Annotated in this window: 12 protein-coding genes; all 12 read right to left on the bottom strand. The window is 71.1% G+C overall.

Annotated features, from left to right (window positions below):
• The 12 genes from AAH979_RS15400 to AAH979_RS15345 all read right to left on the bottom strand — a co-directional run bounded on the left by AAH979_RS15400 (nucleotide 1) and on the right by AAH979_RS15345 (nucleotide 13,395).
• Nucleotides 1-771, bottom strand: a complete 771-nt coding sequence (locus AAH979_RS15400; protein ID WP_346258782.1) for an NADH-quinone oxidoreductase subunit J — start codon at nucleotides 769-771, stop codon at nucleotides 1-3.
• Nucleotides 768-1,358: an NADH-quinone oxidoreductase subunit NuoI gene (gene nuoI, locus AAH979_RS15395; RefSeq protein WP_346258781.1), complete on the bottom strand. Its 591-nt coding sequence runs from the start codon at nucleotides 1,356-1,358 to the stop codon at nucleotides 768-770. The genes AAH979_RS15400 and nuoI overlap by 4 nt, the downstream gene beginning before the upstream one ends.
• Nucleotide 1,359: 1 nt before the next feature.
• The gene (gene nuoH, locus AAH979_RS15390; protein WP_346258843.1) at nucleotides 1,360-2,739 is read right to left on the bottom strand and encodes an NADH-quinone oxidoreductase subunit NuoH; all 1,380 of its coding nucleotides are present in this window, start codon (nucleotides 2,737-2,739) and stop codon (nucleotides 1,360-1,362) included.
• A gap of 2 nt (nucleotides 2,740-2,741) precedes the next feature.
• Nucleotides 2,742-5,234, bottom strand: coding sequence for an NADH-quinone oxidoreductase subunit G (locus AAH979_RS15385; RefSeq protein WP_346258780.1), 2,493 nt, complete (start codon nucleotides 5,232-5,234; stop codon nucleotides 2,742-2,744).
• Nucleotides 5,235-5,345: 111 nt separating this feature from the next.
• A complete protein-coding gene (nuoF, locus tag AAH979_RS15380) occupies nucleotides 5,346-6,665 on the bottom strand; it encodes an NADH-quinone oxidoreductase subunit NuoF (protein WP_346258779.1) in 1,320 nt (439 codons plus the stop codon).
• Nucleotides 6,662-7,774: an NADH-quinone oxidoreductase subunit NuoE gene (gene nuoE / locus AAH979_RS15375; protein ID WP_346258778.1), complete on the bottom strand. Its 1,113-nt coding sequence runs from the start codon at nucleotides 7,772-7,774 to the stop codon at nucleotides 6,662-6,664. The genes nuoF and nuoE overlap by 4 nt, the downstream gene beginning before the upstream one ends.
• On the bottom strand, nucleotides 7,774-9,108 hold the full coding sequence (locus AAH979_RS15370) for an NADH-quinone oxidoreductase subunit D (RefSeq protein WP_346258777.1): 1,335 nt from the start codon (nucleotides 9,106-9,108) through the stop codon (nucleotides 7,774-7,776). The genes nuoE and AAH979_RS15370 overlap by 1 nt, the downstream gene beginning before the upstream one ends.
• On the bottom strand, nucleotides 9,105-9,848 hold the full coding sequence (locus AAH979_RS15365) for an NADH-quinone oxidoreductase subunit C (RefSeq protein WP_346258776.1): 744 nt from the start codon (nucleotides 9,846-9,848) through the stop codon (nucleotides 9,105-9,107). The genes AAH979_RS15370 and AAH979_RS15365 overlap by 4 nt, the downstream gene beginning before the upstream one ends.
• 76 nt (nucleotides 9,849-9,924) lie before the next feature.
• The gene (locus AAH979_RS15360) at nucleotides 9,925-10,599 is read right to left on the bottom strand and encodes an NADH-quinone oxidoreductase subunit B family protein (protein WP_346258775.1); all 675 of its coding nucleotides are present in this window, start codon (nucleotides 10,597-10,599) and stop codon (nucleotides 9,925-9,927) included.
• A gap of 13 nt (nucleotides 10,600-10,612) precedes the next feature.
• Nucleotides 10,613-10,978, bottom strand: coding sequence for an NADH-quinone oxidoreductase subunit A (locus AAH979_RS15355; protein WP_346258774.1), 366 nt, complete (start codon nucleotides 10,976-10,978; stop codon nucleotides 10,613-10,615).
• A gap of 120 nt (nucleotides 10,979-11,098) precedes the next feature.
• Nucleotides 11,099-12,376 (bottom strand): geranylgeranyl reductase family protein, encoded by a 1,278-nt coding sequence (locus AAH979_RS15350; RefSeq protein ID WP_346258773.1) that lies wholly within the window; start codon nucleotides 12,374-12,376, stop codon nucleotides 11,099-11,101.
• Between the two features lie 191 nt (nucleotides 12,377-12,567).
• A complete protein-coding gene (locus AAH979_RS15345; protein WP_346258772.1) occupies nucleotides 12,568-13,395 on the bottom strand; it encodes a hypothetical protein in 828 nt (275 codons plus the stop codon).
• Nucleotides 13,396-13,419 lie beyond the last annotated feature (24 nt).

Genomic DNA, 13,419 nt, shown 5'->3' with positions numbered 1-13,419 from the left:
TTATTTCTCCGTCCCCTTCAGCGCCTTCTCCTCGGCGGAGAGTTCACGCTGCGGCAGGATCTTCGGAACGCTCCGCTCGGTCAGCCCGCCGTCCGGCAGCCGGGCCGGGGTGGCGACCGAGGACGAGGTGGCGTACACGCCGGGGCCGGGCTTCGGTCCCGGGTAGTTGCCGGGACGGAACCGGGCCTTCATCGTGGCGACCTGGTCCATCCGGTCCTGACGGCGCCGCTCGACGTGGGCCAGCACCATCGCGCCGACCGCCGCGGTGATCAGCAGGGCCGAGGTGACCTCGAAGGCGAAGACGTACCTGGTGAAGAGCAGCGCGGCGATGCCCTGCACGTTGCCGTTCGCGTTGGCCTGCTCCAGGCCCACCGCGTCCGCCTGGCCGAGCGCCCGCCACATGCCGCTGGCGAGCAGCGCACCGAAGCCGAGGCCGAGCAGGATCGCCGCGATCCGCTGCCCGCGCAGCGTCTCGATCAGCGAGTCCGACGCGTCCCGGCCGACCAGCATCAGCACGAAGAGGAAGAGCATCATGATCGCGCCGGTGTAGACGATGATCTGCACCATGCCGATGAACGGCCCGGACTGGAGCACGTAGAAGACGCCCAGGCAGAGCATGGTCAGCACCAGCCAGAGCGCGGAGTGCACCGCGTTGCGGGCCCAGACCGTGCCGATCGCCCCGATCAGGGCGAGCGGGGCCAGGATCCAGAAGGTCACCTGTTCCCCGCCGGTCACCCCACCCGCCGCGGCGAGCACCGCTGATGTCGTCACGGCCGTTCTCCCGTCGTACCGGAGCCGTCGACCGTGCCGGTCTCGGACCAGGGCGCCCGCTCGGCGCCGGCCGAGGTGCCCGGGTTGGTCAGCGCGCCGACGTAGTAGTCCTTCTCGGTGTCACCGAGCCGCATCGGGTGCGGCGGCTGCTCCATCCCCGGCAGCAGCGGCGCCAGTAGCTGCTCCTTGGTGAAGATCAGGTCCTGCCGGTTGTCCCGGGCCAGCTCGTACTCGTTGCTCATGGTCAGCGAACGGGTCGGGCAGGCCTCGATGCAGAGCCCGCAGAAGATGCACCGGGCATAGTTGATCTGGTACGTGCTGGCGTACCGCTCGCCGGGCGAGAAGCGCTGCTCCTCGGTGTTGTCGCCACCCTCGACGTAGATCGCGTCGGCCGGGCAGGCCCAGGCGCACAGCTCGCAGCCGATGCACTTCTCCAGCCCGTCGGGGTGCCGGTTGAGGATGTGCCGCCCGTGGTAGCGCGGGGCGGAGACCGGCGGCTTGAACGGGTAGTCGGTGGTGACGACCTTCTTGAACATGTGCGAGAAGGTGACCCCGAAACCCTTGAACGACCCGGTGATCGCGCCCACGTCACACCTCCTTCTCGTCGTGTCCGGTACCGGCGTCGCCCGGCTGCCCGGCTCCCACGTTCGCGGGCTCCCGCTCGGCGACCGCCCGTTTCATCCGGGGGCTCGGCGGCACCTGTAGATCCATCGGCGGCAGCGGGAAGCTCCCGGCCGGCCGCCGGTTGACCTTCTCCTGGAGGGTCCGCTGCGGCGGCCGCTTCTTACTCGGCCAGAGCAGCGTCACCAGCAGGACCACCAGCACCGCACCGGCGATCACCGAGTAGCGGGTGGAGTCGCCGAGATCCTCCTTCTGCAGGGTGCGGATGCCGGCCAGGACCAGGATCCAGACCAGGTTGATCGGCAGCAGCACCTTCCAGCCCAGCCGCATGAACTGGTCGTAGCGGAGCCGGGGCAGCGTGCCGCGCAGCCAGATGAAGACGAAGACCAGACCGATGACCTTGCCCATGAACCAGAGCAGCGGCCACCAGCCGGAGTTCGCGCCCTCCCAGAGCGTGATCGGCCAGGGTGCCCGCCAGCCGCCGAGGAAGAGCGTCGTGGTGACCGCCGACATCGTCACCATGGCGACGTACTCACTGAGCATGAAGAGCGCGAACTTCAGCGAGCTGTACTCGGTCATGAAGCCGGCGACCAGCTCCGACTCGGCCTCGGGCAGGTCGAACGGCGCCCGGTTGGTCTCGCCGACGGTGGAGATGAAGAAGATGATGAAGCTCGGCAGCAGCAGGATCGCGTACCAGCCGGGGGCGGGCAGGTCGACCACGCCGAAGAGGTTGAGCCGGGTGCCGTCGGCCTGCTGGCTGACGATGCCGCTGGTCGACATCGTGCCGGCGGTCATGAAGACCGCGACGATGCTCAGGCCCATCGCCACCTCGTACGAGATCATCTGGGCGCTGGAGCGCAGACCGCCGAGCAGCGGGTACGTCGACCCGGAGGCCCAGCCGCCGAGCACGATGCCGTAGACGCCCATCGAGGAGCAGGCCAGCAGCACCAGTACGGCCACCGAGACGTCGGTGACCTGGAGCGGGGTCCGCTCACCGAAGATGCTCACCATCGGACCGAACGGCACCACCGACAGCGCGGTCACCGCACAGATCGTCGAGATGGTCGGCGCGAAGAAGTAGACGACCTTGTCGGCCGCCTTCGGCAGGATGTCCTCCTTGAAGGCCATCTTGATACCGTCGGCGAGGGTCTGGAGCAGACCGAACGGGCCGATCTGGTTCAGGCCGGGCCGCTGGGCCATCCGGGCCACCACCCGACGCTCGAACCAGACGCCGAGCAGGGTGGCCAGCACCGCGAAGACGAACGCCCCCACGATCTTGATCAGGACGAGCCACCACGGATCCTTGCCGAAGTCTTGCAGCGTCGGATCCTGGGCGAGGTAGACCAGCTTCATCGGGTACCTCCAGCGCTGTTCAGCAGCGGCCCCGGCTTGCCCGCCGCGTCTGCGGCGACCGGGGTGGCCGGGCCGGCGCTGAGCCGGACGACCGCGCCGGACGTGGCGCCCAGGCTGCGCCGGACGCTCGCGCCGGGCGAGTTGGTGGGCAGCCAGACCACGTCGTCCGGCAGGTCGGTGATCGCCGCCGGCAGGGTCAGCGCGCCCCGGTCGGTGCCGACCGTGACCGCGTCGCCCTCGGCCACTCCCAGCGCCTCAGCGGCGGCCTTGCCGAGCCGGACCACCGGTGGCCGGGCGGTGCCGCCGAGTGCCGGGTCGCCCTCGGTCAGCGTGCCGGCGTCGATGAGCTGGTGCCAGGTGGCGAGGACCGCCTCGCCCGGGCCGGGCCGGACCGGCGCGGCCGGCTCGACGGCCGGGGCGGCGGTCCGGTTGGCCTTGGTCGCCGGCAGCGCACCCAGCTCGCGGCGGACGCTGTTCACGTCGCCGGTGCCGAGCCGCACGTCGAGCTGGGCGGCGATCGCGTCCAGCACCCGGGCGTCGGTCATCGCGGTGGTGTTCAGCACCGCCTCGAAGGTGCGCAGCCGGCCTTCCCAGTCGAGGAAGCTGCCGGCCTTCTCCACCACCGGGGCGACCGGGAAGACCACGTCGGCGCGGCGGGTCACCGCGTTGTGCCGCAGCTCCAGGCTGACCAGGAACGGCACCTTCTCCAGGGCCGCGTCGGCGAGCCTCGGGTCGGCCAGGTCGGCCGGGTCGACCCCGGCCACCACCAGCGCGCCGAGTGAGCCCTCGGCGGCGGCCGCGATGATGCCGTCGGTGTCCCGGCCGGGCTGGCTCGGGATGACCCCGGCGGCCAGATCCCAGGCGCCGGCCAACTCGGCCCGGCCGGCCGCGTCGGTCACCGGGCGTCCGCCGGGGAGCAGGTTCGGCAGGCAGCCGGCGTCGACCGCGCCGCGGTCGCCCGCCCGGCGAGGCACCCAGGCCAGCTTGGCACCGGTACGCTCGGCCAGCTCGGCGGCGGCGGAGAGCCCACCCGGCACCGTGGCCAGCCGCTCGCCGACCAGCAGCACCGCGCCGGGCTGGCGCAGCGCCTCGGCGACCGAGGCGTGCCCGGCGAGCAGCTTGGCCTCGTCGCCGGGGGCGGCGGTCAGCACCGTCGCGCCGATCTTGGCCAGCCCCCGGGTAACGAACGGGGCCAGCGCCAGCACCTTCAGCCCGCGCTTGTTGTACGCCTTGCGCAGCCGCAGGAAGAGGATCGGGCACTCCTCCTCCGGCTCCAGCCCGGCGATCACCACGGCCGGCGCCCGCTCGACGTCGGCGTAGGTCACCTCGGTCGTCCCGGCCACCGTGCTGGCCAGGAACTGGGCCTCCTCGGCGGAGAGCGGCCGGGCCCGGAAGTCGATGTCGTTGCTGTGCAGCGCCACCCGGGCGAACTTCGCGTACGCGTACGCGTCCTCGACGGTGAGCCGGCCGCCGGTGAGCACCCCGACCCCGCGCGCGGAGTCGCGCGCCTCGCGCAGCCCGTCGGCGGCGACGGCGAACGCCTCGCTCCAGGACGCCTCGCGCAGTTCACCGGTCTTGGCGTCCCGGACCATCGGCTTGGTGATCCGCTCGTTGGCGGTGGCGTACCGGAAGCCCCAGCGGCCCTTGTCGCAGTTCCACTCCTCGTTCACCGCCGGGTCGTCGCCGGCCAGCCGGCGCATCACCTTGCCGCGCCGGTGGTCGGTGCGCTGGGCGCAGCCGGCCGAGCAGTGCTCACAGACGCTCGGGGTGGAGACCAGGTCGAACGGGCGGGCCCGGAACCGGTACTGCGCACCGGTCAGCGCGCCGACCGGGCAGATCTGAACGGTGTTGCCGGAGAAGTACGAGTTGAACGGGACGTCGCCCTCGGCGCTCTCCTCGCCGTAGTACTCGTCCCGGTAGACGTTGATCTCTTCGGCGCTGGACCGGCCCATCAGGTCGATGAACTTGTCCCCGGCGATCTCCTCGGAGAACCGGGTGCAGCGCTGGCAGAGTACGCAGCGCTCCCGGTCCAGCAGGACCTGGCTGGAGATGTTGACCGGCTTCTCGTACTCCCGCTTGGGCTCGTGGAAGCGGGTCTCGGTCCGGCCGGTGGACATCGCCTGGTTCTGCAGCGGGCACTCGCCGCCCTTGTCGCACATCGGGCAGTCGAGCGGGTGGTTGACCAGGAGCAGCTCCATGATCCCCTCCTGCGCCTTCTTGGCGACCGGAGAGGTGAGCTGGGTGCGTACCACCATGCCGTCGGCGACGGTCTGGGTGCAGGAGGCGACCGGCTTGCGCTGCCCCTCCACCTCGACCAGGCACTGCCGGCAGGCACCGGCCGGGGCGAGCAGCGGGTGGTCGCAGAACCGGGGGATCTCGATGCCCAGCTGTTCGGCGACCCGGATCAGCAGCGCACCCTTCGGCGCCGTCACCTCGATGCCGTCGATGGTGAGCGTGACGGTCTCGGTCTGCTTCGCAACGTCCGTCATGTCAGAGCCGCCTTCCGTTCGCGACTGCGGGGCTCGCAAGCTCAACTCGTGTTCCGGCGCGACCGCGTCCCACGCGAGCCGCCCCGGAACACTCGCTCCTCGCGCTCACCATTAGTGCGCTCCTACCAGGGTCTTCTCCGACAGCTTGGGAGCCGTCCGGCCCTCGATGTAGTCGAGGTAGTCCTGCTTGAAGTACTGCAGCGAGGAGGTCACCGGGCTGGTCGCGCCGTCACCGAGACCGCAGAACGAGCGGCCGAGGATGTTGTCGCAGGTGTCCAGCAGGGTGTCCAGGTCCTCGTGGGTGCCCTGCCCGGCCAGGATCCGCCGGTAGGTGCGGACCATCCAGTAGTTGCCCTCCCGGCACGGCGTGCACTTTCCGCACGACTCGTGGTGATAGAACTCCAGCCACCGGTAGGTGGCGTAGACCGGGCAGTCCTGGTCGGAGAAGATCTGGGTCGCGGTGGTGCCGAGGATCGAGCCGGCCGCCGCCACCCCCTCGAAGTCCAGCGGCACGTCCAGGTGCTCGGCGGTGAGCAGCGGGGTCGAGGAGCCGCCCGGGGTCCAGAATCGCAGGTTGTGCCCGGGCTGCATGCCGCCGGCCAGCTCGATCAGCTCGCGCAGCGTGATGCCGAGCCCGGCTTCGTACTGCCCCGGGTTGTTGATCCGGCCGGAGAGGGAGTAGATCATCGGCCCGGAGGACTTCTCCGTGCCCATGCTCTTCCACCAGGCCGCCCCGCCCAGCACGATGTACGGCACGCTGGCGATGGTGCCGACGTTGTTGACCACGGTCGGGCAGGCGTACAGGCCGTGGGTCGCCGGGAACGGCGGGCGCAGCCGGGGCTGGCCCCGGAACCCCTCCAGCGAGTCCAGCAGCGCCGTCTCCTCGCCGCAGATGTACGCCCCGGCCCCGCTGTGCACCACCAGGTCCAGGTCGAAGCCGGTACCGAGGATGTTCTCCCCGAGATAGCCGGCCCGGTAAGCCTCCTGCACGGCGTTGCGCAGCCGCCGGGCCGCGTGCACCGCCTCGCCCCGGATGTAGATGTAGGCGCGGTTGGCCCGGATCGCGTACGAGGCGATGATCACGCCCTCGACCAGCGAGTGCGGGTCGTGGGTCATCAGCGGCAGGTCCTTGCAGGTGCCCGGCTCGCCCTCGTCGGCGTTGACCACCAGGTAGTGCGGCTTGCCGTCGCCCTGCGGGATGAAGCCCCACTTGAGTCCGGTCGGGAAGCCGGCACCGCCCCGGCCGCGCAGGCCGGAGTCCTTGACGAGTTGGATCAGGTCGTCCGGGTGGGCGGCGAGCGCCTTGCGCAGCGCCGCGTAGCCGTCCAGCCGCTGGTAGACGTCGAGCCGCCAGGCGTCCGGCGACAGCCAGCGCTTGGTGAGCACCGGGGTCAGCTTCTCCAGCGTCTCCCGCCGAGGCGTCGTGGTCACTTCTCAGCCTCCTCTTCGCTCGCGGCCGACTGCAGCGAGCGCTCCTGCGCCTCCGTACCGTCGCCGGCCGGCTTGGCGTCGCTGGCCGGCTTGTTGGCGGCGGTGCCGGCCGCCTCGGCGGACTTCGCGTCGGCCGGTCCGGCCGGTACGCCGTCGACCGGCGGCGTCGTCCCGGGCGCGTCCGGGACCGCGGTCTTCGCGTCCGGGTTCCGGGTCTCGGCGGTACGCACCTGTGGCGACTTGTTGTCCGGCGACTTCACGTCCGGCGCGGTGCTGCCGGTGGCGGCGGCCGGCCGGGTGGTCGCCGGGGCCGGCTTGTCACCGGTCTGGCTGCCCTTGATCGGGGTGTTCGGGTCGTAGCCGGCCACCGAGATGCCGTGCTGCTGGGCCAGCCGCAGCCCGGCCAGCGTCGGGTCGCCGGCCAGCCCGTCGGCCACCGCTTCCTCGCGCGGATCGGCGAAGCCGGCCAGTTGCAGCGACATCTCCTTGAGGGTGCAGAGCCGGGCGCCCCGGCTGGGCTGCGGACGACCGCCCGCGCGCAGCTCGTTGACGACCGCGACCGCCGCGTCCGGGTCGACCTGGTCGAAGAAGTCGTAGTTGACGGTCATCACCGGGCCGTAGTCGCAGGCCGCCAGGCACTCGGCGTGCTCCAGGGTGATCTTGCCGTCCGGGGTGGTCTCGTCGTGCCCGACCCCGAGGTGCTCGGTCAGCGCGTCGTAGACCTGCTGCCCGCCGAGCACGTTGCACATGGTGTTGGTGCAGACGCTGACCAGCCAGTCGCCGGTGGGCCGGCGCTTGTACATGGTGTAGAAGGTGGCCACGGCGCCGACCTGCGCCTTGTTCAGCCCGAGTACGTCGGCGCAGAACTCCACGCCGGCCGGGGAGACGTACCCCTCCTCGGACTGCACCAGGTGCAGCAGCGGCAGCAACGCCGAACGGGACCGGTCGGCCGGGTAGCGGGCGACGATCTCCCGCGCCCGCTCGTCGAGCTTCGCGTGCAGGTCGGCGCTGCGCGAGCCGCCGCCGTTGCGCTGTGCCGGCACCTCGCCCGGCCCGGTCACCAGACCGTCGAGCCGGGACGCCGCGTTGCCAAACTGAGACTGAGTCACTAGCGATCACACCCACCCATCACCGGGTCCAGCGACGCGCCGCCCGCGATCACGTCCGCGATCAGGCCGCCCTCGGCCATCGCCGGCAGCGCCTGGAGGTTGACGAAGCTGGGCTCGCGGTAGTGCACCCGGTACGGCCGGGTGCCCCCGTCGGAGACCGCGTGCACGCCCAGCTCGCCGCGGGGCGACTCGATTCCGACGTAGACCTGGCCCGGTGGCACCCGGAAGCCCTCGGTGACCAGCTTGAAGTGGTGGATCAGCGACTCCATCGACTGACCCATGATCTTGGCGACGTGCTCCAGCGAGTTGCCCATCCCGTCGACGCCGATGGCGAGCTGCGCGGGCCAGGCGATCTTTTTGTCGGCCACCATGATCGGGCCGGGGCGGAGCCTGTCGAGAGCCTGCTCGACGATCTTGAGCGACTCCCGCATCTCGGCCATCCGGACCAGGTAGCGGCCCCAGACGTCACCGCTGGAGGTGGTCGGCACGTCGAACTCGTAGTTCTCGTAGCCGCAGTACGGCATGGTCTTGCGGATGTCCCAGGCCAGCCCGGCCGAGCGAAGCACCGGGCCGGTGACGCCGAGCGCCAGGCAGCCGGTGACGTCGAGCACTCCCACGTCCTTGGTCCGCTCCAGCCAGATCGGCTGGCCGGAGAGCATGTCCTCGTATTCCTTGAGCCGCTTCGGCAGCAGTTTCAGGAACTCGCGGATCTTGACGATCGCCTCGTCCGGGATGTCCTGGGCGACCCCGCCCGGCCGGACGTACGCCATGTTCATCCGCAGGCCGGTGATCAGCTCGAAGATCTCCAGCACGTACTCGCGCTCGCGGAAGCCGTAGAGCATCACGTTGACCGCGCCCAGCTCCATCGCCGTGGTGGCGATCCAGACCAGGTGCGAGGAGATCCGGTTCAGCTCCATCATCAGCACCCGGATGGTGGTGGCCCGCTCGGTCACCTCGTCGGTGATGCCGAGCAGCTTCTCCACCGCCAGGCTGTACGCCGTCTCGTTGAACAGCGGCGAGAGGTAGTCCATCCGGGTGACGAACGTGCTGCCCTGCACCCAGTTGCGGTATTCGAGATTCTTCTCGATCCCGGTGTGCAGGTAGCCGACCACCGCCCGGGCCTCCCGGACGGTCTCGCCCTCCAGCTCCAGGATCAGCCGGAGCACGCCGTGCGTCGACGGGTGCTGCGGACCCATGTTGACGATGATCCGCTCGTCGTTGATCGGGTCGTGCCCGCTGACCACCTGGTCCCAGTCGCCACCGGTGACGGTGAAGACCCGGCCCTCGGTGGTCTCCCGGGACTCGGCGTAGCTCGGGTTCGTCGAGGTGCTCATTGGTACGACCTCCGCTGGTCGGGCGGTGGGATCTCGGCGCCCTTGTACTCGACCGGCACGCCGCCGAGCGGGTAGTCCTTGCGCTGCGGGTGGCCCTCCCAGTCGTCCGGCATCAGGATCCGGGTCAGGCCGGGGTGGCCGTCGAAGACGACGCCGAACATGTCGTACGCCTCCCGCTCCTGCCAGTCCGCCGTGGGGTAGACCGAGGTGACGCTCGGCACCCGGGGCTCCTCGGCGGTCACCGCGACCTCCAGCCGGAGCTGCCGGCGGTAGGTCATCGAGGTGAGCTGGTAGACGACGTGCAGCCGGCGGGCGTCGGAGCCGAGGTAGTCGACCCCGGAGACCGAGGAGCAGAGCTCGAAGCGGAGCGCCTGGTCGTCCCGGAGCACCTGGCAGACCTCGACGATCCGCTCGGGGCGGATGTGCAGGGTCAGCTCGCCCCGGTCGACCACGACCTTCTCGATCGCGTCGGCGAAGCCCGGGTACGCCTCCTCCAGCGCGTCGGCGACCTCGTCGAAGTAGCCGCCGTACGGCCGGGGGCTGCTCTCCACGCCGACCCGCTGCCGGACCAGGCCGCCGAAGCCGGAGGTGTCGCCGCTGCCGTGGATGCCGAACATGCCCCGCCCGGCCGGGCTGGCCGGGGGCAGTTCGGCCGGCGCCCCGCTGGTCGCCCCGATCGGCGGCCGGGCCACCGGCACGCCGCCGCCCGGCTGCTCGCTGGTCTTGTTGGGCTCGCTCATGCCGTCCCTCCGCTGCGCTCCGGGCCGACATGAGGCACGTTCGCGCTGAGCCGGCCGGTCCGTTCGCTCCGCTCGCTCATCGCTCGGCCCTTCCCACCAGGTGGTTCTGCGCCTTCATCCAGTTCTCGATCCGGAGCTGCTCCTCGCGCCCCTCGGCAACCGCCCGGGTCCACTCGGCCCGCCGCGCCTTGTCGTTGCGGTACGACGAGGGCATCGAGCCGGGCGTCACCAGCGGTACGGCGCCGCGCGCCTGGCGTGCCTCGAGCATCTTGCGGCCGTTCGGGCCGAGCGGCTCGTGGCCGATCTTCTCGCGCAGCTTGAGAATCGCGTCGATCAGCATCTCCGGCCGGGGCGGACAGCCGGGCAGGTACATGTCGACCGGTACGACGTGGTCGACGCCCTGCACGATCGCGTAGTTGTTGAACATGCCGCCGCTGCTGGCGCAGACGCCCATCGAGAGCACCCAGCGGGGCTCGGCCATCTGGTCGTAGATCTGGCGCAGCACCGGGGCCATCTTCTGGCTCACCCGGCCGGCCACGATCATCAGGTCCGCCTGTCGCGGCGAGGCGCGGAACACCTCCATGCCCCACCGGCCGAGGTCGTAGTGGGAGCCACCGGCCGCCATCATCTCGATCGCGCAGCAGGCCAGGCCGAAGGTGGCGCCCCAGAACGACGACTTCCGGGACCAGTTGACCAGCTTCTCGACCGAGGTGAGCAGGATCCCGGACGGGAGCTTCTCCTCGATACCCATCTGACGACCTCCCTCAGTCCCAGTCCAGGCCGCCACGCCGCCAGACATAGGCGTACGCGACGAAGACCGCGACGATGAACAGCACCATCTCCACGAAGCCGAAGAGCCCGAGCATGTCGAAGTTGACCGCCCACGGGTACAGGAAGATGATCTCGATGTCGAAGACGATGAACAGCATCGCCGTCAGGTAGAACTTGATCGGGAACCGGCCGCCGCCGACCGGCTGCGGGCTCGGTTCGATGCCGCACTCGTACGCCTCGAGCTTGGCTTTGTTGTAGCGCCGGGGGCCGGCGAAGCGCGCCGCAGCGACGGAGAACAGCGCGAACGCCGCGGCGAGGGCGAACAGCCCGATGATGGGTACGTACGGCGAGAGCGACATTGTTTTCCCCTGCTCGTCCTTCCCGGCCCTCGGTCAATTTCCAAATTCACACTATTCACAGTCGTCCGGGCGACGCTGCCCGGGGTGCCACTGGCGCCCCCTGCCGGGGCCGGCGGCGGTTCACACGGCCGGAGCCACCTTCGTCATCGCGTTGATGACCCGGTCCATCGCGTCCCCGCCGCGCGGATCGGTCAGGTTCGCCAGCAGTTTGAGCACGAACCGCATCAGGGTCGGATGCGGCATGCCGTGCTTGGTGGCGATCCGCATCACGTGCGGATTGCCGATCATCTTCACGAAGATGTTGCCGAGCCGGTAGTAGCCGCCGTACCGGGCCTTCAGCTCGGCGGGGTAGCCGGCCAGCGCGCGTTCCCGATCGGCACCCGCCGGGCGGGCCAGCGCCTGCACCACGATCTCGGCGGCGAGTTCGCCGGACTCCATCGCGTACGCGATGCCCTCGCCGTTGAACGGGTTGACCATGCCGCCGGAGTCGCCGACCAGGAGCACGCCCCGGGTGTAGTGCGGCACCCGGTTGAAGCCCATCGGCAGGGCGGCGCCGAGGATCGGCCCGTCCGCGTTGGTCTCGTCGGTCATGCCCCATTCGGCCGGGGTGCCGGCGAGCCAGTCGACCAGCAGCCGCCGGTAGTTGGTCTTGCCGAACGCGGCCGAGGAGTTCAGCGCGCCCAGCCCGACGTTGACCCGGCCGTCTCCCATCCCGAAGATCCACCCGTACCCGGGCAGCAGCTTGTCGGGGTGCTCCTTGCTGCGCAGCTCCAGCCACGACTCCAGGTAGTTGTCGTCGTGCTTGGCCGGCGAGCGGTAGTAGCGGCGGACGGCGACGCCGATCGGCCGGTCCTCCCGCTTGTTCAGGCCCAGCGCGATCGGGAGCCGCCCGGAGACGCCGTCGGCGGCGATCACCAGCGGGGCGGAGAAGCGGGCCGGAGCCTTGTCCGGGCCGCTCTCGGCGGTGACCCCCACCACCCGGCCGTCCTCGCCGAGCACCGGGCCGGTGACGTTCACCCCGGTACGCAGCTCCGCGCCGGCCTCGACCGCCCGCTTGGCCAGCAGGTCGTCGAAGTCGAGCCGGGTACGCACCAGTCCGTAGTTGGGGAAGCTGGCCAGCTCGGGCCAGTCGAGTTCGAGCCGTACGCCGCCGCCGATGACCCGCAGTCCCCGGTTGTGCAGCCAGCCCGCCTCGGGCGAGGTGTCGACGCCGAGCTTGACGAGCTGCTTGACGGCCCGTGGGGTCAGCCCGTCGCCGCAGACCTTCTCCCGGGGGAACTCGGTCTTCTCCAGCAGCAGCACGCGTACGCCGTGTCGGGCCAGGTGATAGGCGGTTGTCGATCCACCTGGACCGGCGCCGACGACGATGACGTCCGCGTCGTAGTCGATCGTGGTCATCCGCGCCTCCCCTCCCGATCGCTCGTGAAATGCTTCACAAGCCTCGTCCGGGGAGGAGTCTAGAACCGCGAAGTGGCCGGCGACCGGTTAGGCGACCCTAAGTTGCCGAGGTAGGCGTGTTGGCTACCTTCCCGGGCCCGTTCCGGCCCCGGTCGCGGCCCGTCGTTCCGGCCGGTCGGGCATGCCTCACCTCAGGTCCGGTCCTCGCCGCTGCGTTGCGCCGGACGGCGTTTGATCGGACCCGGGGTGACCGGCCCTGGTTCCGCCGGATGTGGATCGGTCGGGGGCCGCACCGGGTGCGGATCGGAGGGGTGCGGATCGGCCGGATGCGGCTGTCCCGGCCCGGGTGCCGGCGGATGCGGGTCGGCCGGGCCGGGCCGCCCCGGCTGGGGTTGCCCCGGCTGCGGCTGTGCCGGATGCGGCTCCGGCGGGTTCGGCTCGACCGGATGCGGCTCGACCGGATGCGGCTCCACCGGATGCGGCTCCACCGGGTAACCGGCGGCTGCGGCATGACCCTCGGCCGGCCCGGCACCGTTTCCCGACAGCCGCCCGGCCGGAGCACCGCCCGCCGCCGCACCGCCGTTCTCCGACATCCCCTCCACCGGATGGTCGCCGGTCGCCGTCGGCCGCTCGCTCGGATAGCTGCCGGCCGGCGCCGGGTCGCCGTCCGGGGTGCGCTCGTGCTCGTACGGCAGTTGCTCCCGCAGGGTGCCGCCGCTGACCCGGTCGAGCGCGGCCAGTACCTCGGCGACCACGGTCCGGACCGCGACCGGGTCGGGCCCGGCCAGCTCCCGGATCTGCGCGATCAACTCGGCCGCCTCGGCCTCCGGATCGACATCCTCGGTCGCCGGCTCGGCGGTGTCGCGGCTCGGGTCGGTGGCAGCACCGCGCGCCGGCTCGGCGGCGTCGCGGTCCGGTGCGTCGTCGCTCCGGTGCCGCGCGTCCGGCGGGCCCGCGACCGCCGGCGTCTCCTCGGCCGGCTGCTCGTCGCCGTCGACCCGCCGGTCTGCCCCCGCCATGGGCGCAGCCTACGGCCGGAAAGC

It is taken from the genome of Plantactinospora sp. ZYX-F-223 (genome assembly GCF_039649625.1).
In the GTDB taxonomy this organism is placed as follows: Bacteria; Actinomycetota; Actinomycetes; order Mycobacteriales; family Micromonosporaceae; genus Plantactinospora.
Note: the sequence above shows the minus strand (reverse complement) of the source record. Positions and strands in the feature narration are given on the sequence as shown.

Coding starts and splice junctions, on each gene's coding strand:
- AAH979_RS15365 (WP_346258776.1), bottom strand. CDS start 9,848: ATGAGCGAGCCCAACAAGACCAGCGAGCAGCCGGGCGGCGGCGTGCCG.
- AAH979_RS15385 (WP_346258780.1), bottom strand. CDS start 5,234: ATGACGGACGTTGCGAAGCAGACCGAGACCGTCACGCTCACCATCGAC.
- AAH979_RS15355 (WP_346258774.1), bottom strand. CDS start 10,978: ATGTCGCTCTCGCCGTACGTACCCATCATCGGGCTGTTCGCCCTCGCC.
- AAH979_RS15350 (WP_346258773.1), bottom strand. CDS start 12,376: ATGACCACGATCGACTACGACGCGGACGTCATCGTCGTCGGCGCCGGT.
- AAH979_RS15360 (WP_346258775.1), bottom strand. CDS start 10,599: ATGGGTATCGAGGAGAAGCTCCCGTCCGGGATCCTGCTCACCTCGGTC.
- AAH979_RS15345 (WP_346258772.1), bottom strand. CDS start 13,395: ATGGCGGGGGCAGACCGGCGGGTCGACGGCGACGAGCAGCCGGCCGAG.
- AAH979_RS15370 (WP_346258777.1), bottom strand. CDS start 9,108: ATGAGCACCTCGACGAACCCGAGCTACGCCGAGTCCCGGGAGACCACC.